Annotated in this window: 23 protein-coding genes; 17 read left to right on the top strand and 6 right to left on the bottom strand. The window is 67.4% G+C overall.

Translation table 11 applies throughout. From position 1 onward, the window contains the following. Nucleotides 1–22 precede the first annotated feature (22 nt). The 4 genes from AC1RM6_RS11360 (at nucleotide 23) to AC1RM6_RS11345 (ending at nucleotide 3,566) form a co-directional block, all read left to right on the top strand. Nucleotides 23–481 (top strand): nuclear transport factor 2 family protein, encoded by a 459-nt coding sequence (locus tag AC1RM6_RS11360; RefSeq protein ID WP_493101175.1) that lies wholly within the window; start codon nucleotides 23–25, stop codon nucleotides 479–481. A gap of 132 nt (nucleotides 482–613) precedes the next feature. Continuing rightward, on the top strand, nucleotides 614–1,666 hold the full coding sequence (locus AC1RM6_RS11355) for an MBL fold metallo-hydrolase (protein WP_493101173.1): 1,053 nt from the start codon (nucleotides 614–616) through the stop codon (nucleotides 1,664–1,666). A 247-nt stretch (nucleotides 1,667–1,913) separates the two neighbouring features. Beyond that, nucleotides 1,914–2,462 carry a hypothetical protein gene (locus AC1RM6_RS11350; RefSeq protein WP_493101171.1) on the top strand — a complete coding sequence of 183 codons (549 nt, stop codon included), beginning with the start codon at nucleotides 1,914–1,916 and terminating at the stop codon, nucleotides 2,460–2,462. 195 nt (nucleotides 2,463–2,657) lie between these two features. Next, entirely contained in the window at nucleotides 2,658–3,566 is a 909-nt protein-coding gene (locus AC1RM6_RS11345) for a LysR substrate-binding domain-containing protein (RefSeq protein ID WP_493101169.1), read from the top strand. Nucleotides 3,567–3,611: 45 nt separating this feature from the next. On the opposite strand, the gene AC1RM6_RS11340 is transcribed toward AC1RM6_RS11345, so the two are convergent. From AC1RM6_RS11340 to AC1RM6_RS11330, 3 genes are all read right to left on the bottom strand, one after another. Next, a complete protein-coding gene (locus AC1RM6_RS11340) occupies nucleotides 3,612–4,028 on the bottom strand; it encodes a putative quinol monooxygenase (protein ID WP_493101167.1) in 417 nt (138 codons plus the stop codon). 57 nt (nucleotides 4,029–4,085) lie between these two features. Continuing rightward, nucleotides 4,086–4,943: a VOC family protein gene (locus tag AC1RM6_RS11335; protein WP_493101165.1), complete on the bottom strand. Its 858-nt coding sequence runs from the start codon at nucleotides 4,941–4,943 to the stop codon at nucleotides 4,086–4,088. Between the two features lie 106 nt (nucleotides 4,944–5,049). Then, a complete protein-coding gene (locus tag AC1RM6_RS11330; RefSeq protein ID WP_493101164.1) occupies nucleotides 5,050–6,060 on the bottom strand; it encodes an aldo/keto reductase in 1,011 nt (336 codons plus the stop codon). A gap of 382 nt (nucleotides 6,061–6,442) precedes the next feature. On the opposite strand from AC1RM6_RS11330, the gene AC1RM6_RS11325 reads away from it, so the two are divergent. Beyond that, nucleotides 6,443–7,498, top strand: coding sequence for an NAD(P)-dependent alcohol dehydrogenase (locus AC1RM6_RS11325; protein ID WP_493101162.1), 1,056 nt, complete (start codon nucleotides 6,443–6,445; stop codon nucleotides 7,496–7,498). A gap of 246 nt (nucleotides 7,499–7,744) precedes the next feature. Here the strand turns inward: AC1RM6_RS11325 and AC1RM6_RS11320 are convergent, their stop codons facing one another. Next, the gene (locus tag AC1RM6_RS11320; protein WP_493101160.1) at nucleotides 7,745–8,704 is read right to left on the bottom strand and encodes an alpha/beta fold hydrolase; all 960 of its coding nucleotides are present in this window, start codon (nucleotides 8,702–8,704) and stop codon (nucleotides 7,745–7,747) included. 231 nt (nucleotides 8,705–8,935) lie between these two features. On the opposite strand from AC1RM6_RS11320, the gene AC1RM6_RS11315 reads away from it, so the two are divergent. The 7 genes from AC1RM6_RS11315 (at nucleotide 8,936) to AC1RM6_RS11285 (ending at nucleotide 17,809) form a co-directional block, all read left to right on the top strand. Further along, entirely contained in the window at nucleotides 8,936–10,351 is a 1,416-nt protein-coding gene (locus AC1RM6_RS11315; protein WP_493101159.1) for an FAD-dependent oxidoreductase, read from the top strand. Further along, on the top strand, nucleotides 10,351–11,202 hold the full coding sequence (locus AC1RM6_RS11310; RefSeq protein WP_493101157.1) for an alpha/beta fold hydrolase: 852 nt from the start codon (nucleotides 10,351–10,353) through the stop codon (nucleotides 11,200–11,202). Before AC1RM6_RS11315 ends, AC1RM6_RS11310 begins: the two co-directional genes overlap by 1 nt. Further along, a complete protein-coding gene (locus AC1RM6_RS11305) occupies nucleotides 11,199–11,792 on the top strand; it encodes a glutathione S-transferase family protein (RefSeq protein WP_493101154.1) in 594 nt (197 codons plus the stop codon). The genes AC1RM6_RS11310 and AC1RM6_RS11305 overlap by 4 nt, the downstream gene beginning before the upstream one ends. A 240-nt stretch (nucleotides 11,793–12,032) precedes the next feature. Continuing rightward, on the top strand, nucleotides 12,033–14,402 hold the full coding sequence (locus tag AC1RM6_RS11300; RefSeq protein ID WP_493101152.1) for a TonB-dependent receptor: 2,370 nt from the start codon (nucleotides 12,033–12,035) through the stop codon (nucleotides 14,400–14,402). Between the two features lie 73 nt (nucleotides 14,403–14,475). Continuing rightward, nucleotides 14,476–14,775 carry a hypothetical protein gene (locus AC1RM6_RS11295; RefSeq protein ID WP_493101150.1) on the top strand — a complete coding sequence of 100 codons (300 nt, stop codon included), beginning with the start codon at nucleotides 14,476–14,478 and terminating at the stop codon, nucleotides 14,773–14,775. 12 nt (nucleotides 14,776–14,787) lie between these two features. After that, the gene (locus tag AC1RM6_RS11290; RefSeq protein ID WP_493101148.1) at nucleotides 14,788–16,764 is read left to right on the top strand and encodes an oxidoreductase; all 1,977 of its coding nucleotides are present in this window, start codon (nucleotides 14,788–14,790) and stop codon (nucleotides 16,762–16,764) included. A gap of 193 nt (nucleotides 16,765–16,957) precedes the next feature. Then, complete coding sequence (locus tag AC1RM6_RS11285) at nucleotides 16,958–17,809, top strand: SDR family NAD(P)-dependent oxidoreductase (RefSeq protein ID WP_493101146.1); 852 nt, start codon at nucleotides 16,958–16,960, stop codon at nucleotides 17,807–17,809. Between the two features lie 201 nt (nucleotides 17,810–18,010). Here AC1RM6_RS11285 and AC1RM6_RS11280 read toward each other — a convergent pair whose 3' ends face one another. Further along, nucleotides 18,011–18,406, bottom strand: a complete 396-nt coding sequence (locus AC1RM6_RS11280; protein ID WP_493101144.1) for a GlcG/HbpS family heme-binding protein — start codon at nucleotides 18,404–18,406, stop codon at nucleotides 18,011–18,013. 74 nt (nucleotides 18,407–18,480) lie between these two features. On the opposite strand from AC1RM6_RS11280, the gene AC1RM6_RS11275 reads away from it, so the two are divergent. The 5 genes from AC1RM6_RS11275 (at nucleotide 18,481) to AC1RM6_RS11255 (ending at nucleotide 24,279) form a co-directional block, all read left to right on the top strand. Next, entirely contained in the window at nucleotides 18,481–19,242 is a 762-nt protein-coding gene (locus AC1RM6_RS11275; protein WP_493101141.1) for a GntR family transcriptional regulator, read from the top strand. A 396-nt stretch (nucleotides 19,243–19,638) separates the two neighbouring features. Beyond that, entirely contained in the window at nucleotides 19,639–20,577 is a 939-nt protein-coding gene (locus tag AC1RM6_RS11270; protein ID WP_493101139.1) for a hypothetical protein, read from the top strand. Further along, nucleotides 20,574–21,707 (top strand): class I SAM-dependent methyltransferase, encoded by a 1,134-nt coding sequence (locus tag AC1RM6_RS11265; RefSeq protein WP_493101137.1) that lies wholly within the window; start codon nucleotides 20,574–20,576, stop codon nucleotides 21,705–21,707. The genes AC1RM6_RS11270 and AC1RM6_RS11265 overlap by 4 nt, the downstream gene beginning before the upstream one ends. After that, complete coding sequence (locus AC1RM6_RS11260; protein ID WP_493101135.1) at nucleotides 21,704–22,024, top strand: hypothetical protein; 321 nt, start codon at nucleotides 21,704–21,706, stop codon at nucleotides 22,022–22,024. The genes AC1RM6_RS11265 and AC1RM6_RS11260 overlap by 4 nt, the downstream gene beginning before the upstream one ends. Before the next feature lie 419 nt (nucleotides 22,025–22,443). After that, on the top strand, nucleotides 22,444–24,279 hold the full coding sequence (locus AC1RM6_RS11255) for a hypothetical protein (RefSeq protein ID WP_493101133.1): 1,836 nt from the start codon (nucleotides 22,444–22,446) through the stop codon (nucleotides 24,277–24,279). Here AC1RM6_RS11255 and AC1RM6_RS11250 read toward each other — a convergent pair. Then, on the bottom strand, nucleotides 24,269–26,011 hold the full coding sequence (locus AC1RM6_RS11250; RefSeq protein WP_493101131.1) for a hypothetical protein: 1,743 nt from the start codon (nucleotides 26,009–26,011) through the stop codon (nucleotides 24,269–24,271). The genes AC1RM6_RS11255 and AC1RM6_RS11250 overlap by 11 nt on opposite strands. Nucleotides 26,012–26,060: the final 49 nt, after the last annotated feature.

Genomic DNA, 26,060 nt, shown 5'->3' with positions numbered 1-26,060 from the left:
GTCTGTTCCAGGGACATCCGACATGGCCGACCGGCTTCAGGCGCTTCTCGACAGGGAGGCGATCCGCGATCTGCGGATCCTCTATTCGCACCACCTCGACGGCAACGATATCGACGCGCTCGATCGGGTCTTCGCGCCCGACGCGACGGTGGAGGTGACCGTCGGGATCATGCGCGGAATCGATGCGATTCGCGCGGGACTCACCGCCGCGTTCGCCCATTATGATCGCGACGATGTGGGGCGCTATCCCTTCCTCCACGCCATCGCCAACCACTGGATCAGGATCACCGGTCCCGATACCGCGGAGGGCCGCTGCTATCTCCTCGATTTCGAAACCGCGTCGAAGCCCGACCCCAATCCGCTGCTGCTGCTCGGACTTTATGCCGATGCGTATCGGCGGATCGACGGCGAATGGCGCATCGCCCGCTCGCGCCTCGAAGTCGTCTGGCCAGGGACAACGCCGCCAGTTGACGCTCGATAATATGCGGTGGATCGGAGTTTAAGGTAGGAAAAGCCGACGGATCGGCGCTGCCGAAACCCTGCCCCTCCCCTCGCCGTATAGATCTTGGCGGGGCATTCCGATTGAGCGAGGATGCGCCGAAGGGAATATGCCATGATATCACGCAGGTCGATCATCGCCGGCGGACTCGCCGCCGCGCTGCCCTGGCGCCTGTCGGCAGCCGCGCTCGTCGTGCCCGAGGTCGACCGGCTCGAGATCATGATCCTCGCCGACGGAACGGTGTCGAGCTTCGCGACCCCAGTCGAACGCCCCGGGCTGAAACTGCTGCCGCCGGCGCGCGTCAGCGGATCGTACCGGGCGACGCTGCGCGGCGAATGGGGTTATTCGGCGCTCTGCGACGCGACGACCGGTGGTGCGAAGCACCGGCTGCTGATCGATTTCGGCTATACGCCCGAGGCGCTCGCCTCGAACATGGCGTTGCTCAACGTCGATCCGGCGTCGATCGAGGCGATGGTCCTGAGCCATGGCCATTATGACCATTTCGGCGGGCTGGCGGCACTGCTCGGCCATGTCCGCCGGGGCACCCCGCTCTATGTCGGCGGCGAGGAAGCCTTTTGCGCGCGGCTGCGCGGCATCGCCCCCGACGGCGCCGGCTTCGGCGAACTCGAAAAGCCCGACCTGATCGCGGCGGGAATCGAACTGCGGGTCGCGCCGACACCGCAAACGGTGGCCGGCGCGGCCTTCACCACCGGCCGGATTCCGCTCGTGTCGGCCGAGCACCCCAAGGTCCCGACCGCGATGCTGCCGGGCCAGGGATGCCGGCGCGAGGGGCTCGACGCCGACCGGCGCGATCTCGATTTCTTCGTCGACGACGCCGTCCACGAACTCGGCACCGCCTTCCATCTGAAGGGCAAGGGCCTGGTCGTGATCGGGTCGTGCAGCCATCGCGGCATCGTCAACACCGTGCTCGCCGCGCGGGCGGCGTCGGGCGTTGACAAGGTCCATGCGGTGATGGGCGGCTTCCATCTGGTCCCGCCCCAGACCCCGGCCCAGGCGCTCGAGACGCTGGCGATGCTGCGCGCGCTCGATCCCGACTTCATTTTTCCGGGCCATTGCACCGGCGAGGCGTTCATCGCGCCGGCCATCGCCCAGATGCCCGACCGGGTCTTCCGGACCGTCGTCGGCAGCCGTATCCAGCTCGGATAGAAGGCGGCCCCGCGCCGCTTAGCGGTCTCCCTCTCGCCGCGCGCCCAGCCCCGATCCGGGGCCAGGCGACCCCATGGCAAACCTAGGTATGGCTGGGAGACGGCAGCATCCTGCCGATATCAGGCACAGGCGGCCATGGCGTGACGTCATGGCCGCCCCTCGCAACGGCGCCGATGCGATGGATCCTTATCCTCCGGCCGTCGAACGATGGCCGGATCGCCCCCCATATTCGAAGGGAACATGCACCATGAAGGTCCTGACCGACACGATCCTGTCGTCCTCCGCCTATTCGGCCGACATCGACGTCCCGATCGCGCGGATCGACATCGCCGACTGGCTGTTCAACCTGCCCGAGGCGGAATATCAGCGCTGCTGCGCGCCCGATCATATATCCTGCGGCAACACGCTGTCCGACGACGGCCAGCGGATGATGATCAATGTCGAGATGATCGGCACCGGGCTGATCGTCCAGCATTATGTCGCGGAAGAAGCGACCGCGACCTATTGCCGGATGAACTCGATCTCCGACGTCTTCACCGCCGCCGGCCGGACCCAGGTCAATGTCATCTGGGAACTGCGCGCCGAGAGCATCGAAGGCGGCCGCACCCGCTATACCAACAGCGTCACCGCGCATCCGACCGACGTCTTCATGGACTTCATCGCCGCGCACGGCATCAGCTATGAGGATGCCGCCGCGGCGCGCCAGGCGGCCGGCGGCGATCATAATCGCCGCGAGACCCCGCTCTTCGCCGCGAGCATCGGCCGCCGGGCGCTGGCAGACGACAAGGCGGCCTGACGGCCACGATCGCCGATGTGCCGGCCGGGCGGATATGTTCGTCCGGCCGCACATCCATGTTCGAACCATATATGATTCCGCACCAGCGGACGCGGACACCTGCCGCTTGACCGCCCGCTTCGCGGACGGCGCGACTTCGCCCCCCTATTTCGTTACGCTCGCCGCCGATACGGGAAGCATTTTCACAGGTGGGGCATGGACAATCGCGCGGGCGAGATGATGGTCTTCGTACGGGTGGTGGAGGCGGGCAGCTTTTCCGAGGCGGCGCGGCTGATGCTGATGACCCCGTCGACGGTGTCGAAGCTGATCGCCCGGCTCGAGGCGCGGCTCGGCGTGCGCCTGATCGAGCGGTCGACCCGCCGGCTCGCGCTTACCGGCGAGGGGCAGTTCTACTATGAGCGCAGCCAGGCGCTGCTCGCCCAACTCGACGAGACCGAGCAGCAGATCGCGCAGGGCAGCAGCGAAGTGGAGGGGATGATCCGCGTCACCTCGTCGGTCACCTTCGGCACGGCGGCGCTCGAACCGAACCTGCCCGGCTTCCTCGCGGCCTATCCGCGGATCGTCGTCGACCTGTCGCTGTCGGACGAGGTCGCCGACCTCTATCTCGACCGCACCGATGTCGCGATCCGGGTCGGCAAGCTCGCCGATTCCAACCTGATGGCGCGGCGGATCGGCGAGACGAGGCGCCGGATCGCCGCGTCGCCCGCCTATCTGGCCGCCCACGGCACGCCGCGGACCCCGGAGGAACTCGCCCACCATAATTGCCTGGGCTTCAATTTCCGCCGCGCGATGCCGGTCTGGCCGATGCGCGAGGGCGGCGGCCGCATCGTCGAGCGGATGCTCAGCGGGTCGCTGCTCGCCAATAATGGCGACACGCTGCGCCGGATGGCGATCGCCGGGGTCGGCATCGTCCGCGCCGCCGACTATCATCTGCGCCAGCCGATCGCCCGCGGCGAGCTGGTCGAGATCCTGGCCGATGCCGATATCGGCATGGCCGACGAGGTCCACGCGCTGTTCCGCGGCGCGCAGTTCCTGCCGGCGCGGGTGCGGGCCTTCCTCGACTATATGGTGCCGCGGATGCAGCACTTCCTCCTCGAAGGATGAGGCACGCGGCCGGAGCGTCGGGGCTCGCTCCGGCCGCGCGACGCGTCAGCGCCGCCCCTTCCCCAGCACCTCCATCCGCATCACCTCGACGCCGCCATCGGCGAGCGCCGGCAGCCGGGCGAACCAGTCTGTGACGTAGGGCATCGCGTTGTGCGCCTCGAAATCCTCCTTCGTCGCGAAGACCTCGAAGAAGATGAAATGGCCCGGCGCCGCGCGATCCTCCTGGAGGAAATAAACGAGATTCTTGGGGTCGCCGCGCACCAGCGCGATCAGCGGCAGGGTGGCGTCGCGCAGTTCGGCCTCCTTGCCGGGCCTGGCGCGGACCTGGGCGACGATCGAATAGGCGCCGTCGGGAATGTCGGCGTAGCGGATGCCGGTGGCCGGCTGGGCCGCGACCGGGGCGGCCTGCGCGGCGGCCGCGACCATTCCGGCGGCGGCGAGAAACAGGGCGATGATGCGCATGGAGAGTCTCCTGGGTCGATGCGGCCGGGGCGGGCGCGACGCCCCGCCCCGATCCGGTCAGCGGGGGGCGGCCTGCGTCCGCTGGCGGGTGGCGAGGGCATTGGCGAAGCGCTGTTTGACCGGGCCGATCGCCTTGACGAATTCGAGCTGCTCGCCCTCGGGGCCCTTGCAGTAGATCAGCTCCCAGCCGTCCGACGGCGCCTGGGTGACCTTGTTGGTGTTGGTGTTCTCGGGCGCCGCCTTGCGCTCGGCCTCCGAGCGGACCCGGATGATGCGGTTGGCGCGCACCTGGGTCATGCCGCGCCGGGCGGATTCGGCCTCGAGATCGGTGATGAAATGGTTGAAGTCGACATCGTCGCGGATGTGGAAGCAGATGTGCATCATCCGCGGGAAGGCCGGGCTCATATTCTGCACCGGCGGCGCGAAGCTGTTGGCGCTGCCCATCGGCTCGTCGGCATTGCGATACTGGAGCAGCTCGATCACGACATTGTCGAACTGGATAAAGCGCACGTCGAGCCGCTGGTCGCCGTCGCGCAGATTGGGCACGCCGATCGTCTGCGGATCGACATGGAGTTCGTTGGCGCGGATCTCCTGGTCGGCGAGCAGGGTGTTCTGGACCGGATCGCCCTGGAAATCGCCATGGCGGAACACCTCGGTGCCGCCGAGCACCTCGGTATAGAACTCATAGGCGCGTTCCATATTCTGCACGGTCAGCCCGAAATGCTGCACCCCCTGCAGGCGCGCGCCGAGCGGCGCGCGGTTGCGGGCGGCGGCCGACATCGTGTCGGTTCCCGGGGTCGCGGCGGCCCGCGCCGGACCGGCGGCGGCGATCCCGGCGACCATCGCGGCGCCGGCGGTCAACAGCATCTCGCGGCGGCCGAGGCCCGTCGCATCGTTCGATTCATGTTCACCCATGGTCTTTCTCCTTTCCTGCCATGATGCGCCGGGATGCGGGCGCGCGGGTCCCTCCGGCCGAAGCGCAGGCTTCGGCCGTCGCGTGCGGTTGCGACTGGCCCTGGGGTCAGTCGATGATGGGAAGCGGGGCGGCCGGATCGACCAGCCCTGCCGCGCGCAGCTCGCGCCAGAAACCGGCGGGGATCCGCTCGGCGAGCGCCGCGCGGTCCTCGGCGATCCGGCCCGGCCGGCTCGCCCCCGGGATCACCGCCGCGACCGCGGGATTGGCGAGCGCGAACTGGAGGCCGGCGGCCTTGACGCTGATGCCATGGCGGTCGGCGATCGCCTTGATCGCCGCGACCTTCGCCAGGATCGCCGGGGTCGCGGGCGCATATTCGAAGTTCGGCCCGCCGACGAGCGCGCCCGAACTATACGGCCCGCCGACGACGATCCCGAGTCCGCGCTCGGCGACCAGCGGCATCACCCGCTGCAGCGCGCGGCCATGGTCGAGCAGCGTGTAGCGGCCCGCGAGCAGGAACAGGTCGGGCCGCGGCGCCTCGAGATCGAGCAGCAGTTCGATCGGTTCGACCTTGTTGACGCCGAGCCCCCACGCCTTGATCACGCCCTCGTCGCGCATCCGGTCGAGCGCGCGGAACGCCCCCTTGCGGGCACTCTCGAAGATGTCGAGCCATTCGTCGCCGTAGAAATCCTGGGCGACGTCGTGGACGAAGGCGATGTCGATATGGTCGGTGCCGAGCCGCTTCAGGCTGCCCTCGATCGAACGATAGGTCGCGTCCTCGCTATAGTCGTTGATCACCTTGTTGGGGCGGCCATGCGCGAACACGTCGCCCTTCTCGCCATTGTCGCGCGGGCTCTCGTCGATCTCGTCGAGCACGACCCGGCCGACCTTGGTGCTGATCGCATAATCGCCACGCGGCTTGCCGGCGAGCGCGCGGCCCATGCGGATCTCGGCGAGGCCGGCGCCGTAGAAGGGCGCATTGTCATAATAGCGGATGCCGTCGTTCCAGGCGGCCTCGACCGTCGCGAGCGCTTCCTCCTCGGGAATCGCGCGGAACATGTTGCCGAGCGGCGCGGCGCCGAAGCCGAGCTTGCCGGGCAGGATAGTGTCATGGGCCATGATAGGGACCTTTCCATTGCATCTGTTCCCGGACCGATCGTCCGGCGTCGGGTACCGGGATACGCCCGGCGCCGCATGCGCGGAAGCCGGCCGCCGATCCCAGCATCATGGATTTGAATTCACAGATGCGCCGCCGAACGCCGGCGGCGGATCGTTGGCGGCGTACGATAGCGCGGGCGACGCGGCACGGGTGACGATCGCGTGAAGGACACCGGCTGGCAATAAGGCGATTTCGCACAAGACTGGTTCGCGATCTCCGATTGTTCGCGGTCCGGCCGTCACCGATCCTTCGGGACAATCGAGGACCGGATGCCACGGCGCTACCGCATGCCGGCAACCCATGCCTCCACCGCCATCGACCATGCGCAGAAGGAGACATATCGTGAAGGCTGCCCGCATCCTCGAATATAAGAAGCCGCTCGTGATCGAGGACATTCCGATCCCCGACATCCAGGCCGACGAGGTCCTGGTGAAGGTCGCGGCCTGCGGCATGTGCCGGTCCGACGTCCTGCTCAACGACGGCTTCTTCCAGGGCTATGCCGACATCCCGCCGCCGGTCATCCCCGGCCATGAGATCACCGGGACGATCCATGCGATGGGCAGCCTCGTGCCGAAGGCGGCCGGCTTCGAAGAGGGCGACCATGTCGTCGTCTCGCCCGGCTGGGGCGACGGGATCTGCAAGCATTGCCAGGAAGGCAACACCCAGATCTGCCCCAATGTCCGCTGGCCCGGCTTCGGGACCTATGGCGGGTTCGGCGAATATATCCCGGTGCCCGCCCGCTATGTGATCAAGGTGCCGAAGCATCTCCAGTTCGCGCAGCTCGCACCGCTCACCGACGCCGGACTGACCCCCTATCGCGGCATCAAGAAGATCCGCGACGCCGGCGGGCTGGGCCCCGACCGGGTGATCGGCGTGTTCGGCATCGGTGGGCTCGGCGCCTATGCCGTGCAATATGCCAAGCTGCTCGGCGCCGGCGCCACCGTCGTCGCGTTCGCGCGCAATCCCGACAAGCTCGCGGTCGCGATCGATTATGGCGCGGACCATGCGATCGACATCAAGGGCAAGTCCGCGGCCGACATCGGCAAGGAGATCAAGCAGGCGACCGGCCAGGCCAAGCTCGATGCGATCATCGATTGCGCCGGCGCGCCCGAGATGATGCAGCTGGGCTTCGCCCTGCTCGCGATCGGCGGCCATTATTCGGATGTCGGCTTCATCGGCGACCGCATCGACATCCCGCTGTTCCCGCGCGTGTCGGGCGAGCAGACCTTCCACGGCTCCTTCTGGGGCAACAATGCCGACCTGATGGAGGTGCTGGCGCTCGCCGCCGAGGGCAAGGTCCGCCATACGATCGAGACGATACGATTCGACCAGATCAACGAATATATCGACAAGGTCCGCCACAACGAAGTCGTCGGCCGCGCGGTCGTCGTCTATTAGGCGAACAAATCCCGCTCTTCCGACGTCAACGGCGGCATCCGACCGGCGCGGCAGCGCCGGGCCGGGTGCCGCCCCCTCCCCCGCGACGAACCGATATTCGGGTCCCTCGTTATCCGGGCAACTCTCGGGCGCCCATCCACCAATCGCCGTTCCGGCAAATGCCGGAGCTTTTGCGGATAGGCTGCGCTCTTGCCTCCTGAGATCCCGGCCTCCGCCGGGATGACGGCTATTCTGTGCCGATCGAGCTCACTTCTTCCCTTCGACCTCGCGCACGAACCCCGCGACGATCTCCGACCAGCGCTCGGGCTCGACGATCAGGCCATGCGCCGATCCATCGGAGAAGAGCTGGTAGCGAAAATTGGGCTTCATCGATCCGGTGCGCTTGTCGATCGCGTTGAGCGCGTCGGCGCCATCGGACAGGACCAGCAGCGGCACCGCGATGCGCTTGAGGTCCGAGGCCATGTCGTTGTTGTAGACCGCCGCATGGGCGACGTCGGACGCTCCGGCGAGGAAGATGTTGAGGGTCGACCAGTTGATCGTCACCAGGTTGCGCGGGCTGGCGCCCTGGGCACGGAACAGCTTCGCATAGTAATTGCTGAGATGGCTGCCGTCGGGCTTGAGGGTCAGGTCGGGCTCGGGCAGCGCCAACCGCTGGGCGCGCTCGGCATCGTTGTAATTGGGCGCGCCGTGGAGGATCACCCCGGTCACCCGGTCGGCATGGCGCGCGGCGAGCGCGGCGGCGACCGAGGCGCCGGTGTGGTGGCCTGCGACCACCACCTTTCGGATCTTCAGATAGTCGAGCACCGGCACGATATTGTCGGCATAGGCCTGGATGCTCGGCTTGCCGTCGGGGGCGTCGGACATGCCATAGCCGGGGGTGTCGACCGCCAGCGTGCGGATGCCGCGCGCGGCCAGGCAGGGCTGGATGTCGGCGAATTCGACCAGCGACCAAGGGGTCTGGTGGATCAGCAGGACGACCGGCCCCTTGGCCGGCCCCATCAGCCGGTAGTGGACCTGCCCCATCGGCGTCGGCGCATAGCCCTTGCCGCCCTTGAGCACCCCCAGCCCGTCCCAATGCGAATCGCCGATCGCCGGCGGCATGCAGCGTCCGGCACGCGCCGAAGGCGGCGGTGCGGCGTCTTCGGCGCGCGCCGCCACGGGTGACAGCGCGAGTGCCGCGATACCGGCAATCATCAGCTTTCGCATCGTCCTGGCCTTTCGTATCATATATTAGAACAGTGTTCTATAAAACAGCGTCGCCCGATCGGCCGGCCGAGTCAATCGCGAAAAGCGGGCATAGTCCCGATTTTACGGGCGCTTTGCGCGGGCCGCCCCTGTCCAAACCGCTATCGAGATTAACGCTTGACGCTCGCCCAAGTCGAAGGTTAGCGTTGAATCTAGAACGTTGTTCCAAATATTAGAACGATAGGTCGCATCATGTGGGATATCATCGTGGTGGGCGGCGGATCGGCCGGCCTGCCGGCATCGATCTTCGCCGCCGAGCGCGGCGCGCGGGTGCTGCTGATCGATCATGCGCCGCAGCTCGGCGGCACCCTGTGGGTCGCGACCGGGCAGATGAGCGCGGCCGGCACCCGACTGCAGCGCGAGCAGGGAATCGACGACAGCGCCGACGCCCATTTCGAGGATGTCGTCCGGATCAGCCGCGGCACGATCAACCAGGGGCTCGCCCGCCGCGCGATCGACAATGCCGCCGCCACCTTCGACTGGCTGATGGAGCGCGGCTTCGAGCCGCTGCCCGACCACCCGGTCAAGGGCTTCGGCCATGAGCCCTATCGCGAGAAACGCTATTATTGGGGCGCCAAGGGCGGGATCAGCGTCAAGGACGTGCTGGTGCCGATCGTCGAGGATCTCGCCGCGCAGGGCGCGATCGACCTGCGGCTGGGGCATGAGGTGATCGCGCTGCGCACCGATGCCACCGGCGCGGTGATCGGGGTGACCGCGCGCGATGCCGACGGGGTCGAGCATGATTATGACGGCGGCAGCGTGGTGCTGAGCTGCGGCGGCTATGCCGCCCATCCCGAAATGTTCGCCGCGCTGAACGGCTATCCGCTCTACAATGCCGCGCCCTACCCTTTTTCGCGCGGCGCCGGGCTGACGCTCGGCCAGTCGGTCGGCGGCTATCTGCGCGGTCATGAGAATGTCTTCAACAATTTCGGCACGCTCTACGGCAGCGACAGCTTCCCGGCGCGCGCGCTCGGCACGGTCGAGACCTTCCCCGAACGGCGCCAGCCCTGGGAGATCTACGTCAACGCCGCGGGCCAGCGCTTCATCCGCGAGGATATCGACAGCGTCGATGCGCGCGAGATGGCGCTGCTCCACCAGCCCGACCGGCGCTACTGGATCGTCTTCGACCAGGCGATCCTCGACCAGGCGCCGCCGATCGTCGTCGGCTGGAGCCGCGAACAACTGGTCGCGGCCTTCGCCGGGGACGGCCCCGCCTTTGCGAGCGCCGCCACCCTCGCCGACCTCGCCGAAGCCGCCGGGATCGATGCCGACGGACTCGCCCGGGCGGTCGCGGGCTATAATTATGGCGTCGAGACCGGCCATGACTTTTTCGGCCGGGCCCACAAGCCGGCGCCGATCGCCACCGGCCCCTACTACGCGATCCGCATGCAGGGCAGCGCGGTGTCGAGCGCGGTCGGGCTGGCGGTCGACGAGCAACTGCGGGTGCTGCGCGAGGATGGCGGGGTGGTCGCCAATCTCTATGCCGCGGGCGAACTGCTCGGATCGAGCCAGACGATGGGCCAGGCGGCGTGCGGCGGGATGATGGTCACCCCGGCGATGACCTTCGGCCGGCTGCTCGGCCAGACGCTTCCAGTAGGAGCCCATTGATGCTGCCTCCGGTCAACATCCTGCCCGGCGAGCGCCGGGGCTATGTCGAGGGGCCGTGCGGCCAGGTCCATTATCGCCGGTCGGGCGAAGGCCCGCCGATCGTGCTGATCCACCAGGCGCCATGGGGATCGATCCAGTATCGCCGCGCGGTGCCGGTGCTGGTCGCCGCCGGCCATGACGTGATCGTCCCCGATCTGCCCGGCCATGGCATGTCCGATCCGCCGGCAGGCGAGGCCAGTGTCGAACTCTATGCCGACACCGTCGCCGCGGTGATCGAAGCGCTCGCCCCCGGCCCGGTGGTCGCGATCGGCCATCATGGCGGCGCACTGGTCGCGGCCCGATTGGCGGCAGCGCATCCCGACAAGGTCGTCGCGATCGCCACCGACAACATGCCCTATTACACCGCCGAGCAGCGCGCGGCGCGCAGCGCGTCGCTGAGCGACCTTCAGGAGATCAAGCCCGACGGCAGCCACTTCACCGATCGCTGGGCGACGGTGCGGCGGATCGCCGATCCGGCGTGGAGCGACGAGACGATCCATGTCGGCATCGTCGCCTATTTCGCCAACGGTCCGTGGAAGGAGGACGGCCACCGCGCCGCCCCGGCCTATGACCTCGAGGCCGATCTCGACCGGATCGCCTGCCCGGCGCTGGTGATTTCGAGCCACACCGACCGGCTGTTCCCGATGGGGCGGCTGCTGACCGCGCGCCGCCCGGGCTGGGCCTATGCCGAACTGCCCGGCGGCGCCGGCATGGTGTTCGAGCGCCCCGACGAGTGGGCGGCGCCGATCCTCGATTTTCTCGGCCGCGCCGACCGGCCGGCATCCGCCCGAAAGGACGACATAAACACATGACGATCACCATCTATGGCCGCCCCGGATCGCGCGCCCGCCGCCCGTTATGGGTCGCGCGCGAACTCGGCCTCGCGGTCGAGAATATCGAGCCGGCACCGGGCGCGATCAAGCAGCCCGACTATCTGGCGATCAACCCCAACGGCAAGGTGCCGGCGCTGGTCGACGGCGGGCTGACCCTGTTCGAATCCTTCGCGCAGAGCCTCTATCTCGCCAAGAAATATGGCAGCGGCACCCTCTACCCGACCAGCGTCGAGGATGAGGCGCGGGTGTGGCAATGGACCTTCTGGGCGCTCAACGAGCTCGAAAAGCACATCACCGTCTGCCTGTTCGACCGGGTGATCAAGCCCGAGGCCGATCGCGACGCCGCCGCCGCCGATGCCGCCGAACAGGCGCTCCAGGCACCGCTCGCGGTGCTCGACCGCGCGCTCGACGGCAAGGTCTGGCTGACGGGCCCCGCCTTCTCGGTCGCCGACATCAACGTCGCGACGATCGCGGCGCTGACCAAGGCGGCGAAGATCGACCTGTCGGGGCATGCGCGGGTCGCCGGCTGGCTGGCCCGGGCGATCGCCCGGCCGGGCTATGACGGCTGATTGTTGCAGTTGGGCCACAGCTACGGCGATAGGCGCCGGAACAGGCGCATATAGGGGTCCGAAGCAAATAATAGTTGGCGACTCGTTCGCCTATATGTCATATACATATAACAAATAAAAAACGCATCGTTCAGGTATCTCCGGCGACACGTGCGACGGAGCGGGGTGGGACTTTGCCTGCAAACCGCAGGTGGGTCGGGTGACAGTGTCGACAAGACACGAGTTCGAAAGGGATACGAGATGAAGACGCTGAAATTCGGTATGGTCGCGGGGCTCAGCCTCACCGCGATGATGGTGGCGACCGCCGCCTCCGCCCAGGAGACCCCAGCAACCAGCGCCAGCAGCGACGCCGCCGGCAGCGGCGAAGGCGTCGGCGAGATCGTCGTCACCGCGCAGCGCCGCGAGCAGAAGCTGCAGGACGTGCCGCTGGCGATCAGCGCCTTCTCGGCCCAGGACATCCAGACCCGCCAGATCACGCGGACGATCGACCTGCTGAGCTATGTGCCCAACCTGATCGGCCACAACAACACCTCGGTCGGCACCGCCAACAGCTATTCGATGCGCGGCCTCAACAACAACGAGACGATCTCGACCTTCGATCTGCCGGTCGGCACCTATGTCGACGAAGTCTATATGTCGCGGCAGAGCGCCAACAATTTCTCGCTGTTCGACGTCGAGCGGATCGAGGTTCTGCGCGGCCCCCAGGGCACCTTGTTCGGCCGCAACACCACCGGCGGCGCGATCAACGTGATCATGAAGAAGCCCGGCACCGAGCTCGGCGGCTTCGGCGAGGTCGGCTATGGCCGCTACGACCGCAAGTCGGCGCGCGGATCGATCGACATCCCGCTGGTTTCCGACATCCTGTTCAGCAAGGTCCAGGGCTATTATGTCAAGGATGACGGCTATGTGCATAACCGGGTCACCGGCGAGCGGCTGAACGGCGAGAAGAGCTATGGCGCCCGCGGCGCGCTGCGCGGGGTGTTCTCCGACAGCGTCACCTGGGACGGCACCGCCGACGTCAATTATCAGAGCTACGCCAACTTCCCGAACTTCTACGATCCGGCAACCAAGCAGCGGGTGAGCTACACCCGCCTGCGCCAGGACCAGACCGTTCAGCAGACCTTCGCCTCGGTCAGCGGCGGCCGCCAATATCTGTCGCCGGGCCTCGCCGACAACAAGCTCGGCAACGTCGCCAAGACCTGGTCGTTCACCTCGAACCTGCAGGTCCAGGCCACCGACGACCTGACCTTCAACTTCATCACCGGCTATCGCCACATCTATAACGAATATCTGACCGACAGCGCGATGAGCCTGAACAGCGCGACGACGGTCTTCACCTATCCGGCCGATATCGTGACCGCGGTCGCGGGCAGCACGTCGGTGCTGGCCAACGACAGCTGGCACGGCCAGTTCAGCCAGGAGATCAAGGCCAACGGCAAGGCGTTCGACGGCAAGCTGACCTATACCGGCGGGCTTTATTATATCCGCGAGGACAACAAGACCAACTTCGCCAATGTCGGCATCACCGCAGCCGGCGTGCCGACCCTTTCGGCCGACCGGACGATGGACAACAACACCGACGCCTATGCCGCCTATTTCCAGGGCGACTACAAGCCGGTCGAGGCGCTGACCCTGACCGCGGGCATCCGCTTCACCCATGAGTTCAAGGACATCGCCTTCTCGGCCAATCCGACGCCGCTGCCCTCGGTCGGCATCAACCAGCCGTTCAACACGATCAACATCATCGCCGCGGGCCTGCCGGTCACCCAGACGTCCAATGTCTGGACCCCGCGTTTCGCGATCGACTACAAGCTCGCCCCTGCGGTGTCGGTGTTCGCGTCGGCGACCAAGGGCTTCAAGTCGGGCGGCTGGGTGTCGCGCGCCTATAATGCCGCCGGCGTCTTCCCGTTCAAGCGCGAGACGATCTGGTCGTTCGAATCCGGGCTGCGTTCGGAATGGTTCGAACGCAAGCTGCGCGTCAACCTGACCGGCTTCTACTTCAACGACATGGACAATCAGCTGCCCGCGGGCCGCGAGAATCCGCTGGTCCCCGGCCAGATCATCTACGTCACCCGCAACTTCGCCGACCTGCGCAACTATGGCCTCGAATCCGAGGTGACGATCGCCCCGGTCCACGGCCTCAACATCTACTGGACCGCGGGCCTCCAGCATGCGCGCTTCAAGAACATCGATCCGTCGGTGCTCGTCCAGGCCGCCAACTGCAAGGCGAAGGTCGCGGTGACCACCAACTGCAACCAGGGCATCGTCACCGCCAGCGGCGACATCGCCAAGCCGTCGCGGGTCGCGCCTTTCAACTCGACGCTGGGCGCCAACTACACCGCCGAGTTCGGCGCGTTCCGCCTGACCCCGTCGGTCGCCTGGGCCTATACCGACGGCAGCTGGCCGTCGGCGCAGAACGACGTGCGCGGCTATCAGAAGGCGCACAGCCTGATCAACGCCGGCCTGTCGCTGAAGAATGGCGACATGGGCTGGACGCTGTCGGCGGACTGCACCAACTGCTTCGACAAAAGGTTCGTCGCCTCCTACCTGATCTACCCCTATCTCAACGAGCCGGGCCGCTGGACGGTGCGCGCGCGCTACGACTTCTGATTTGCCAATATCCGGCGGCGGGGAGCAGAGATGCTCTCCGCCGCTTCCTTTTCAGGTCACCAGGACGACATCGATGGACGAGCTTCCCAGCCCCGACCAGGTCAAGCTGCCCCGCACCAGCAAGGGCCGGCGTCCGCATTTCTTCGACGATCCCGCGATCGACCAGATGATGACCTTCATGCTCGAACTGATGACCGAGGTCGCGGTGGTCCGCGAGCGGCTCGACACGGTCGAGCGGCTGCTCGACGCGAACGGCAGCGTGTCGCGCGCCGAGATCGAGGCCTATCGCGCCAATGCCGATGTCGAGGCCGAGCGGGTCGCGTGGCGCAACGCCTATTTCCAGCGCGTCATGCGGATGCATGCAGCGGCCTGACCGCGATCCGACATGACCGCCTATCCGCATCTCTTCTCGCCGACCAGGATCGGCACCCGCACCCTGCGCAACCGCATCGTCCATGCCTCGATGTCGACCCATTATGCCGCGGGCGGCCGGGTCACGCCGCGGCTGATCGACTATTATGTCAACCGCGCCCGCGGCGGCGCGGCGCTGCTGGTGACCGAACCGATGGCGATGCTCGGATGGCAGACGCTGCCGACCCGCCCCGCGGTGCTCTCGGGGATCAATGACGGCGAACTGGCGCGCTGGGCCGATGCGGTCGGCGAAGCCGGCGGGCTGATGCTCGGCCAGATCCAGGATAATGGCCGCGGCTTCCGCTCGGGCTTCCGCAACCCTTCGGCCTTCGGCCCCTCCGCGCTCCCCGACGATCTGAGCTGGACGGTGCCGCACGCGCTGTCGGCCGACGCGATCGCGCGGATGATCGACGAATTCGCGACCTCGGCCGCCAGGCTCCAGGCCGAGGGTTTCGCCGGGGTCGAGATCTCGGCCGGCCATGGCCACCTCTTCCATCAGTTCCTCGCCGCGCGGTCGAACGTCCGCGAGGACGAATATGGCGGCGACCTCGCCGGCCGCGCGCGGCTGCTCACCCGGCTGATCGCGGCGCTGCGCGCGACCTGCGGCGCGGGCTTCATCATCGGGGTCAAGCTGCCCGCCGAGGACGGCATGGACGGCGGCATCGACCTCGATCAGGCCGAGGCCATCACCCGGCTGGTCCATGCCACCGGCGCGGTCGATTATCTCACCTGGTGCTGGGGCGCGCATGGCGACACGCTCTACGAGCATCTCCCCGACCTGCACGGGCCGCGCACGCCCTATGTCGATCGCATCGCCGCGCTCGGCCGCGCCGCGCCGGGGGTGCCGATCGGCGCGCTCGGGCTGATCACCGATCCGAACGAGGGCGAGCGGATCGTCCGCGACGGGCTCGCCGACCTGGTGATGCTCGGCCGGCCGCTGGTCACCGACCCCGCCTGGGGGATCAAGGCCGAACAGGGCCGCGAGGCGCAGATCCGCTACTGCGTGTCGTGCAACACCTGCTGGCACATGATCAATATCGGCCGCGGGCTGATGTGCGACAACAACCCGCGGGTCGGCCTGCCCGACGAGGCCGACTGGCGCCCCGCCCCCGCCGACGCGGCGAAGCGCATCGTCGTGGTCGGCGCCGGGATCGCCGGGATGGAGGCTGCCTGGGTCGCCGCCGCGCGCGGCCATCATGTCACCGTCTTCGGCGCCTCGGACGAGGCCGGCGGCAAGACCCGGCTCCATGCGCTGCTGCCCGGCGGCGAGAATCTGAGCAGCATCTACGATTATCAGCGGCTCGCCGCCGAACGCGCCGGCGCGACCTTCCGCTGGGGCGAACGCGCGACCGCCGACGACATCGTCGCGCTCGCGCCCGACCATGTCGTGCTCGCGACCGGATCGACCCCGGCCTGGCCCGATTATCTGCCGGCCGAATATCGCGGCGAGGGCTTCTTCCCCGATCTGCGCGAAGCGGTCGCCGGCCTCGCCCGGCTGACCGCGCGCCAGCCGGGCACCGCGGTGATCCACGACGCCGACCATGGCGCCTTCACCTATGCCGCCGCCGAACTGCTCGCCGGGCGCTTCGACCGGGTGGTGGTGCTGACCGAACGCGAACGGCTCGCCAGCGACGAGGCGCTCGTCACCCGCCAGGGCGTCTATGCGCGGCTCTACCGCAAGGGGATCGAGATCGTCACCTCGGTCCGCCCGCTCGCCAGCTCGCGGTTCGAGGAGGGCGAGGTCGCCTATGCGAATGTCTATAACGGGCGCGAGGCGGTGATCGCCGACGTCGCCCTGTTCACCTACGCCACCGCCCGCATCCCCGACGACGCGCTGGCGGCACCGCTGCGCGCGGCCGGGATCGACGTGCGCGCGATCGGCGACGCCTACGCCCCGCGCACCGTGCTGACCGCGACCGGCGAGGGCTATCGTGCCGCGATGGCGTTGTGATGTGATGCCCTACCCCCAGTTTAAGCCCCTCCCTTTCAAGGGAGGGGTTGGGGGTGGGTCCGCGGCCGAAGCGGCTCGATGCCGCTGAGGACGCTCTTGGTTCCAGCGCGGACGCTCGCTGCGCTCGCGACCCACCCCAACCCCTCCCTTGAAAGGGAGGGGCTTTAAGAAGCTCAAAGCAGGAGATCTCGCAATGTATTCCGACCTCGACGGCAAGGTGGCGATCATCACCGGCGCCGGGCGCCATGGCGGGCTGGGCGCGGCGATCGCGCGCAAGCTGGCCGAGGATGGCGCGCATATCGTCCTGCACGATCTCGGCGCGACCAAGGGGGCGATGGCGCCCGAACATGGCGTCGGTCAGGCGTCCGAACTCGAACAGATCGCCGAGGAACTGCGCGCGATCCATCCCAACATCACCAGCTTCACCGCCGATATGCGGGTCGAGGCCGAGGTCGAGGCGCTGGTCGGCCATGCGGTGGCGACCTTCGGCAAGCTCGACATCCTCGTCAACAATGCCGGGGTCGGCTTCCTGTTCGGCCCGTTCGTCGACCAGACCCAGGAGATGTGGGACACCGTGCTCGACGTGAACCTGCGCGGCGCCTTCTTCGCGATGAAGCATGCGATCCGCCAGATGCTGACCCAGGACGAAATCCCGAACTGGGGCCGCGGCCGGGTGGTGTCGATCGGCAGCCGCGGGTCGAAATCGGGATCGGCGCTGACCTCCTCCTATATCGCCTCGAAGCACGGCATCGTCGGCCTCACCCGCTCGGTCGCGATCGAGATGGGCCCGCAGCAGATCACCGTCAACGCGGTCTGCCCCAACCATGTCACCACTGGCCTGGGATCCTGGCAGAACGAATATATGGCCAAGATGCGCGGCCAGACCCTCGACGAATATATGGACGCGATGCGCGGCCGCATCCCGCTCGGCCGGGTCGGCACCCCCGAGGACACCGCCAACGCCACCGCCTTCCTGTGCTCGGGCCAGGCGCGCTACATCACCGGCGAGGCGATGAACGTGTCCGGTGGGGAAGAGATGCACTGATCCTTTCTGGATCCTCCCTGAAACCGCAGGTTTTGGGGAGGGGGACCAGCGAAGCTGGTGGAGGGGGCGGAGTGCGTCGCCATGCCGGGGGCATGGCGAAAGCGCGAAGCCGGCTGCGGAGCAGCCGTGGGCACTATCGACGTTGCGCAAACCCCTCCACCGCTTCGCGGTCCCCCTCCCCATCTTCGATGGGGAGAATCTTCAGATCGCCGCCAGCCCCGCCTCGGCGATCGCGATGTCCTGCTCCGGCTTGCCGCCCGAAATCCCGATCCCGCCGATGCACGCATTCTCATAGCGGATCGGCAGGCCGCCCGGCATCGGCAGGTAATCGGTCAGCCGCAGCAGTTCGGGCTCGTCCTTGAGCCGCGCGGTCAGCGCGCCGCTCGGCGCGCGCATCAGCGCGGCGGTGCGGGCCTTGGCGAGCGCGACCGTCGGGGTCATCACCCCGGCGCCGTCGCCGCGCTCGACCCGGAAGACATGGCCGCCATCGTCGACGATCGCGATCGACGCGGCGAGGCCGATCTCGGCGGCCTTGGCGCGGGCGGCGGCGAGGATCGCGTCGAGCTCGACGGCGGTCAGCGCATATTTGGTGATCATGCTACTTCTCCTGAGGATGAGGGCGTGGTTAAGAGACGGGCGGGCGCATGGGGCGCCGGGCGAGGGGAGCCGATTTGAGCAAGCGCAGCGAAGCGGGCCAGCCGGTCGACCGGGCGCAGGCGACCCCGCTCTATCATCAGATCTTCCTGCAGCTGCGCGAGGAGATCCACAGCGGCAGCCGTGGCTTCGGATCGCGCATGCCGACCGAGGAGGAATTGTCCGAACAGTTCGGGGTGTCGCGGATCACCGCGCGCCGCGCGCTCGCCGAACTCGCCGACACCGGGCTGGTCGAGCGCAAGCGCCGGGTCGGCAGCCATGTCATCTACCAGTCGCCGGCCAAGCCGATCGAAGGCAGCATCGAACAGGCGATCGAATCGCTGATCACCTTCGGCCGCAAGACCCAGGTCAAGATCCTCGAGCTCGAGACCGTGCCTGCGCGCGCACCGATCACCGAGGCGCTCCACATCGATCCGGGCACCCCGGTGCTGCGGGTCACCCGCGTGCGCTGGCTGGACGACCTGCCGCTGAGCTACCTCGTCAGCTATGTCCCCGCCGACCTCGCCGGCGCGATGAACCGCACCTCGCTGCGCTCGACCCCGATGCTCAGCCTGCTCGAACAGGAAGGCGTCCATATCGGCGCCGCCACCCAGACGATCTCGGCCTCGCTCGCCGACGGTCCGCTCGCGACCCTGCTCGGGGTCGATATCGGCTCGCCGATCCTGCGGGTCAGCCGCACCGTGATGGATGTCGACAAGCGCCCGGTCCAGCATGTCCTCGCTCAGTTCCGGCCCGACCGCTACCAGATCAAGCTCGACCTCCACAGCGCGCGCGCCTGAGCGCCTGTTCGGGAAGGCGCGACGGGCGTCCGGCACAGCCCGGCATGGCCCGGCAGGCGCTACCTTAAGCCGTCGCCCCGGCCTTGTGCCGGGGTCCATGGCTGGTGCGTCAGGCGGGAAGCCCCCGATCGTGGCGACGTCTGCGCAACCGTGCCCAGCCATCGATGCTGGTCCCCGGGGCGAGAGCCATGGACCCCGGCACAAGGCCGGGGCGACGACGTGGGGGGTGAAGCGACCGCGCAAAGGCGACCGCCGCAACCCATCCGCGCACATCGTCCGAACGGGCATCTCGACTGTCGGAAAACCGGCCATGGACGCCTTCTGCCACAGCCGATCGATTTGATATAGATATAAGAGTAATTGCTGCTAATCTGTCGCCATGAACAGGGATCGCAGATGAACGACTGGACCTCGCACGGCGACCCGCGGCTGACCCGATTCCGTTTCGCGACGGTCGGCGCGCCCGATCTCGCCATCGTCGAGCGCAGCTATTGCGACACGCTCGGCTATCATGTCCGCGAGCGCGGGCTCGTCGATGCCGACCAGGCCGCCGACTGGGGGGCGCCGCAGGTCGCGGGCCGTCCCTATATCGTGATGAGCACCGAAGGCGCGTCGCAGGATTATATCCGCGCGGTGCAGATCACCGGCATCCCCGGCTACCGCGCGCTCACCACCTTCGGCTGGGCCGCGTTCGAGATCATCGTCGACGACGTCCATGCGGTGCACGACCGGCTGCGCGGATCGGCCTTCCGCATCCTCGCCGAACCCAGGCCGCTGCAGTTCATGCCCTCGATCGTCGCGATGCAGGCCGAGGGCCCGGCGGGCGAATGCCTCTATTTCACGATGGAGAGCGGCGACCGCGCCACCTCGATCCTGCCCAGCCCGCGCTCGCTGATCGACCGGACCTTCATCCTGGTCGTTGCCGGCGGCGATTTCGACGCGCTGCGCGAATGGTATTGCGCGCCGTTCGACCTCAAGCGCCGCCCCTTGCGCGACAGCAAGATCGCTCTGGTGCAGAACGCGCAGGGGCTCGGCCCCGACGACACGATCCGGATGACCACCGCCGGCCTGCGCGACCATGGCTATCTGTTCGAATTCGACGAATATCCGACCGGCCCCGGGCTGGTCGCGGGGCCCCGCCCTCACGCGCCCGGCGAATTGCCGCCAGGCTGCGCGATGGCGAGCATCGAGATCGTCGATATCGGTCTGGTCGCGGACCGGGCGATCCGCCCACCCGCGCGGCGCGACGGCATCGGCTATGAGGGCCGGCTGGCCTGCACCCTGATCGGTGCGGCCGGCGAACGGGTCGAATTCATCGAGGAGGCACGCATATGAGGGTTCGCGACGTCCAGCATCCGCTGCTGCCGCAGGCGACCGAGGAGGAACTGAGCCGGCAGCGCGCGGTGGTGAGCCTGCGCAAGCTGCTCAACGCCCGGGTGCGCGCGGACAATGTCCGCCGCTTCGAGACCGAAGGCGCCCCCGCCTTCGCCGCGCGCCATGGCCGCCAGCCGCAGTCGCCCGACGATATCCGCGACGCCCTGTTCGAATCGACCGGCTACCGGATGTGGAGCGCCGCCAACCGCGCCGCGCAGGAGATGATCTGGGTGTCGGTCGGCGAGCCGATCTTCCGCGACCGCGACCGGATGCAGGCCGCCGCCCGCGCGCTCGCCGAGGCGCCCGACCGCAAGGGTTCGCTCCACCTCGATCCGGCCTATGCCCCCTCGCCCGAGATCGCCGGCACCGACGTCCATCTCCAGCCGGGCGGCTATGCCCGCGACGACAGCCCCGACGACATCGTCGCGGGCGCCTTCTACGAGACCGGCGGCAATGTCTTCTCGTTCGGCCAGGGCGCCGGCAAAAGCGACAGCAAGGCCGGGGTGATCTTCAAGCTGCTCGACGAGAGCTTCCCCGAGCTCGTGCCGCTGCGCATCCTCGAACTCGGCTGCTCGGCCGGCGCGGCGTCGGCCGCCTATGCCGATCATTTCCCCGCGGCCGAGGTCCACGCGATCGACATCGGCGCGGGCATGCTGCGCTACGCCCATGGCCGCGCCGAGGCGCTGGGCGTGCCGGTCCATTTCCACCAGATGGACGCCGCCGATCTCGGCTTTGCCGACGATCATTTCGACCTCGTCGTCTCGCACAACATGCTCCACGAGATCGGCGCCGACAAACGCCGCCGGGCGATGGCCGAGGCGCTGCGCGTCGTCCGCCCGGGCGGGGTCGTCATCTTCCAGGACGTCGACACCCGCTTCGCGCCGACCGAAGTCCACAAGGTCGAGAAGAACTGGGACACCGATTTCAACGGCGAGCTGTTCTGGAAGACCTATAACGATGCCGACCTGATCGCCGACATGGCTGCGGCCGGCTTCGCCGCCGATCGGGTCCGCGAACATGCCGCCGAGGCGGTCAGCAACATCAACCGCTGGTATGTGATCAGCGGCACCAAAGCGGATAGCATCGCATGACCAGCGCCACCGACGCCATTTCCGCGGTGATCGCCAGCGGACGCGGTTCGCGTCCCGCCAGCCTCGACAATGCCGAGGCCGAGCAGGTGCTCGCGATCGCGCTCGCCCTGCTCGTCGAGTTGTCGGCGTCGAACCAGCGCATCGACCGGCTCGAGCGCGAGGTCGCACAACTGCGCGGCGTCGCCCTCGACGACCTCAAGGAGGCACCGCTCGACGCCGCCGCCCAGGCCGAGCGCCAGCAGGCGATGGAGGCGCTCCAGTTGCGGGTGATGCGGATCATGATCGATCCCCGCGCGGCCGAACCCGCGCAACGCTGAAACGGGGGGCCAATGGCGCCCCCACACCTCTGTCGGGTTCACCCACCTCCTATAGCCATGCGATACATTCTGACGGCGTTACCACTCGGCCAGAATGATATCGTTTTCTCAAACCCTTATCGTCGTCCCGAACTTGCCGACAAGATCGCAGCACTTGCCCGCAGACAACTATGCCGCGACCTGATCGGCAGGCCGTCCGAACGAATAGCGCCCCAACCGCGCGACGAGCAAGACACATGTCCGTCGACAATATTGCGATGAGTTCGATATGATTTGGTTCCAGCCCATCATATCATCCATCGCGTCGATGCGATCTATTTGCATCCTCCATTGTGCATCGCCCCTTATCGCCATAAACTGCGCGTCAGCCGCCCGGATGGGGCCGACGCGGCGACCAACACGCGCACTGGAACCATCCCGTGGTCGAACCCGTCAAACTCGTGATCTGGGATCTCGATGAGACATTCTGGCGTGGCACGATCGTCGACCATCCCCGCATCATCTATGTGAAGGCCCATCATGACCTGGTGATCGCGCTGGCCCGGCGCGGGATCATGAGCTCGATCTGCTCGCGCAACGACGCCGCGACCGCGCTAAAGATCCTGCAACAGCAGGGCATCGCGCAGTTCTTCATCTTCCCGAGCATCTCGTGGGCGCCGAAGGGCCCGCGCATCACCGATCTGATCAGGGTCGCGCAATTGCGGCCGGAAAATATATTGTTCATCGACGATCATCACGGCAACCGCGCCGAGGCGGCGATGGCGGCGCCGGGACTTCAGCTGGCCGACGAGACGTTCACGGCGCAGATGCTCGACGATCCGCGCTTCATCGGCAAGCCCGACCCCGAATTCACCCGGCTGAAGCAATATAAGTTGCTGGAGGCGCGCAACGTCGACCGCGGCAGGACCGCGGGATCGAATCTCGACTTCCTGCGCCAGAGCGACATTCGTGTCCGCATCGAATATGACGTCCTCGCACATCTCGACCGCGCGGTCGAACTGGTGAACCGCACCAACCAGCTCAACTTCACCAAGCGAAGATTGCCCGAAGACGACAAAGCCGCCCGCGCCCGGTTGCGCGAGGACGTCGACGATCGCTGGCGGCAGAGCGGGCTGGTCCATGTCTCCGACCGCTATGGCGACTATGGCTTCGTCGGCTTCTTCATGCTCGAAAACGGCGTCGTGGATCCCACGCGGCATCGGCTTTCCCAGCGGCTGATCCACTTCTGCTTCTCGTGCCGGGTGCTGGGCATGTATGTCGAGAGCTGGCTCTACGATCGGCTGCAGCGCCCGAACATCGACATCGCCGCGCCGGTCCTGATCGATCTTTCGAAGCAGATGCCGGTCGACTGGATCGCGATCGCCACCGACCGCGCCGGCGATCGCATATCGGCCCATGTCGCGCCCGAGATCCGGGTCCATGGCGGCTGCGAATCCGCGTCGATCGGCCATTATCTGACCCATGTCGCAGACAGGCTCGTCGTCACCGGCAATTTCCACGCCGGGTCCAGCTTCTTCCGGCTGAACGGCGCATCGCTGCTGCTGTCAGCCTGCGATCGCCGCGGCGCATTGTTCGATCGCGAAGCCGAAGCGCTGGCGGTCCCGCCCGAGCTGCTGGCCAGCCGATTTTTTGACGACGCTCCCGCCGGCGCGGCTTTCGTGTTCGGCGGACAATATGACGCGCCCGGTCCGCATCGCTATCGCCACAAGATACATGGCTGGGAAGTCAGGCTCGAAATCAATGGCTTCCCGCCGGTCGATCTCACCGGGATCAGCGGTGGGGAACTGGCAGGTCATATCGAAAGCGCCGGCCTGACCGCCGAGGCGGGCGGGATCGCAGAGGCGACCGCGCGCCATGTCAGATCGATCTACCGCAGCGTGCCCGGCCCGACCGACGTGGAGGTCATCACCGCCATGACGGAGATTTTCCGCCGCATTCCACCCGGTTCGCGGCTCGTGCTGATGCTCGACGACGACCGGACCCGGTACGAAGACGGCGTTCTCCGCCACGCGCCATGGGTCCATCACTATAACCGGCTGATCGAAATGCTCGATCTGCCGCCCTTCGTCGGCATCGCGTCCTTCGCACGGGCGATCGAGGACGAGGCCGAGATATTGGTCGGCGGCAACCATTATGAGCGCATGGCCTACAAGCGCATGGCCGATCAGATCACCGCACTGCTGCAGGCGTTGCCGGCCAAGGCGGGGACGGACATCGCGGCTTCCCCGGCGCTGCGCAGCGCGGCTATGGGATAGACATATCCGCGTCTTCGTCGAAATCGGGCAGGATCAGCGACCATGACGGGTCGGGACCGCCGCCGCCAGGCGCCCGGATCTGTCCGGCGATATGTTCGAACATGCGATGATAGACGAGCCGGTTGAAATGGCCGGCATGGTCGGCGGCGATCTCGGCCTCATCTTCGACGAATTGTCGCGGATCGACGAACATGGCGTGCGGAAACGGCGCGAGCGCCTCGCGGATCCAGCCGTTCATCTCGGCCTCGACGCGCAGCAGCGGCGCGCCGGGCGCCCAGCCGCGCGGACGATCGTTGATGCCGACGACGAACAGCCGCGCGGTCGCCGGGACACGCCGCAGCGCGACCGTCAGATCGTCGACGAACGCCTGATGGCCGAGGCCTTCCTGCCGATAATATGTGGCGAGTTCGGCCTGCACCGGCGACGGCGTCGCGGGGGGCAGGACCGGGGTGCGGAAGCCGAGCATGCGGTGGCGATGGACCGGCACCGCGGCGTCGATCGCCAGGCTCAGGATCACCGCATCGACCTCGGGGCCGATATCGGCCAGCGCGGTGCGGAAATCCTCCGGCCGATAGCCGAGCCGGTCGAGCGCCGCCATCGTCCGGGCATCGACGCCGTCGAGCGCGAGCCGCAGATTGGCGAGATGGTCGCGCCTGATCTCCATGCCGTCGCGCAGCAGGTTGAATTCGCCGACGACCCGCCGCGAACAGGATTCGAAATAATAAGCGAGGGGCATGATATCGCAGCCGCCGCGCAGGATCACCGTGCCGATGCCGGGTTGCGCCGCCGCCCGTGCCGCAACGCTACCGTCATCCTCGCCGATCCAGTCGACCGAGCCCGCCGGCCCCAGTGCGGCCGCGACCGGCCCGACCTCCTCGATCCACGGCCGGCCGAGCCGGTCGTAGAGCCAGCTTTCCACCCCCATGCCGAGAATCCGGCAGCTGAAGCAATAATCGAGCAGATGCCGGTCTGACGAAGCGGTGCGCATGATCAGCAGCCCGCAGATGCCATAGTCGCCATGATCGTCGCCGACATGGACCAGCGCGGCGCTGATCTCGTGATGGGCGAGCCGTTCGCCGAGAATGCGGCGCGCCTCGTCCCGATCCTCGGGGAGACGCCGTTTCGTATAGTTGAGCTGGTTGGTCCGGTTGAGCAGTTCGATCGCCCGGTCGAGATCGGCCTCGACATTCTGATCGAGCCGGACCCGGATATGGCTGGCGCGCAGGAAGTCGGTGGCGCTGCCGGAACTCCGCACCTGCGCGACGTCGCGGCGCTCCAGCAGCTTATACTGGGCCAGCCGCTCGCAATCGGGATCGGGCTTGCCGGCGAAGCGCGGGTCGTCGAGCAGGCCGGACACCGCCGTCGCATCGATCAATTGCAGGTCGGGCAGATAATAGCCGGCCTCGTTGAGATTGGCGATATTGTCGTCGACGAAGGCCGCGGTCGCCGCGCGAAGCTGGCACCGATCGAGGATCGCCGCGAGCCGCGGCGCCTTGGCGGTCCAGGCGATGCTCGGGAATATGAAATGGTCCCACAGGCCATGGTCGCGCAGCACCGCCTCGACCGCGGCGGGATCGTTATTCGAACAGATGCTGCTCATGATCCCGCGCCGCGCCAGCTCGATCACGATCCGCGCGGTCTCGTCGCGCCAGACGATGCCACCTTCGGACAGCGTCCCGGTCCAGAAGCTGTCGTCGAGATCCCAGATCAGCAGACGTACCGGCTCGGCCATGCCTTCCCCCGATGCGCCGGGCCCCCGCCGAGACGCACCATGTTCCTTA

The sequence above is a fragment of the Rhizorhabdus sp. GW822-FHT03C02 genome (genome assembly GCF_058801765.1).
Note: the sequence above shows the minus strand (reverse complement) of the source record. Positions and strands in the feature narration are given on the sequence as shown.

What these genes read in the sequence shown, in the direction of transcription:
- AC1RM6_RS11295 (WP_493101150.1), top strand. Translation starts at nt 14,476, where the DNA reads ATGGACGAGCTTCCCAGCCCCGACCAGGTCAAGCTGCCCCGCACCAGC.
- AC1RM6_RS11335 (WP_493101165.1), bottom strand. Translation starts at nt 4,943, where the DNA reads ATGGGTGAACATGAATCGAACGATGCGACGGGCCTCGGCCGCCGCGAG.
- AC1RM6_RS11290 (WP_493101148.1), top strand. Translation starts at nt 14,788, where the DNA reads ATGACCGCCTATCCGCATCTCTTCTCGCCGACCAGGATCGGCACCCGC.
- AC1RM6_RS11250 (WP_493101131.1), bottom strand. Translation starts at nt 26,011, where the DNA reads ATGGCCGAGCCGGTACGTCTGCTGATCTGGGATCTCGACGACAGCTTC.
- AC1RM6_RS11355 (WP_493101173.1), top strand. Translation starts at nt 614, where the DNA reads ATGATATCACGCAGGTCGATCATCGCCGGCGGACTCGCCGCCGCGCTG.
- AC1RM6_RS11340 (WP_493101167.1), bottom strand. Translation starts at nt 4,028, where the DNA reads ATGCGCATCATCGCCCTGTTTCTCGCCGCCGCCGGAATGGTCGCGGCC.
- AC1RM6_RS11270 (WP_493101139.1), top strand. Translation starts at nt 19,639, where the DNA reads ATGAACGACTGGACCTCGCACGGCGACCCGCGGCTGACCCGATTCCGT.
- AC1RM6_RS11300 (WP_493101152.1), top strand. Translation starts at nt 12,033, where the DNA reads ATGAAGACGCTGAAATTCGGTATGGTCGCGGGGCTCAGCCTCACCGCG.
- AC1RM6_RS11320 (WP_493101160.1), bottom strand. Translation starts at nt 8,704, where the DNA reads ATGCGAAAGCTGATGATTGCCGGTATCGCGGCACTCGCGCTGTCACCC.
- AC1RM6_RS11280 (WP_493101144.1), bottom strand. Translation starts at nt 18,406, where the DNA reads ATGATCACCAAATATGCGCTGACCGCCGTCGAGCTCGACGCGATCCTC.
- AC1RM6_RS11360 (WP_493101175.1), top strand. Translation starts at nt 23, where the DNA reads ATGGCCGACCGGCTTCAGGCGCTTCTCGACAGGGAGGCGATCCGCGAT.
- AC1RM6_RS11285 (WP_493101146.1), top strand. Translation starts at nt 16,958, where the DNA reads ATGTATTCCGACCTCGACGGCAAGGTGGCGATCATCACCGGCGCCGGG.
- AC1RM6_RS11310 (WP_493101157.1), top strand. Translation starts at nt 10,351, where the DNA reads ATGCTGCCTCCGGTCAACATCCTGCCCGGCGAGCGCCGGGGCTATGTC.
- AC1RM6_RS11350 (WP_493101171.1), top strand. Translation starts at nt 1,914, where the DNA reads ATGAAGGTCCTGACCGACACGATCCTGTCGTCCTCCGCCTATTCGGCC.
- AC1RM6_RS11305 (WP_493101154.1), top strand. Translation starts at nt 11,199, where the DNA reads ATGACGATCACCATCTATGGCCGCCCCGGATCGCGCGCCCGCCGCCCG.
- AC1RM6_RS11315 (WP_493101159.1), top strand. Translation starts at nt 8,936, where the DNA reads ATGTGGGATATCATCGTGGTGGGCGGCGGATCGGCCGGCCTGCCGGCA.
- AC1RM6_RS11330 (WP_493101164.1), bottom strand. Translation starts at nt 6,060, where the DNA reads ATGGCCCATGACACTATCCTGCCCGGCAAGCTCGGCTTCGGCGCCGCG.
- AC1RM6_RS11345 (WP_493101169.1), top strand. Translation starts at nt 2,658, where the DNA reads ATGGACAATCGCGCGGGCGAGATGATGGTCTTCGTACGGGTGGTGGAG.
- AC1RM6_RS11265 (WP_493101137.1), top strand. Translation starts at nt 20,574, where the DNA reads ATGAGGGTTCGCGACGTCCAGCATCCGCTGCTGCCGCAGGCGACCGAG.
- AC1RM6_RS11260 (WP_493101135.1), top strand. Translation starts at nt 21,704, where the DNA reads ATGACCAGCGCCACCGACGCCATTTCCGCGGTGATCGCCAGCGGACGC.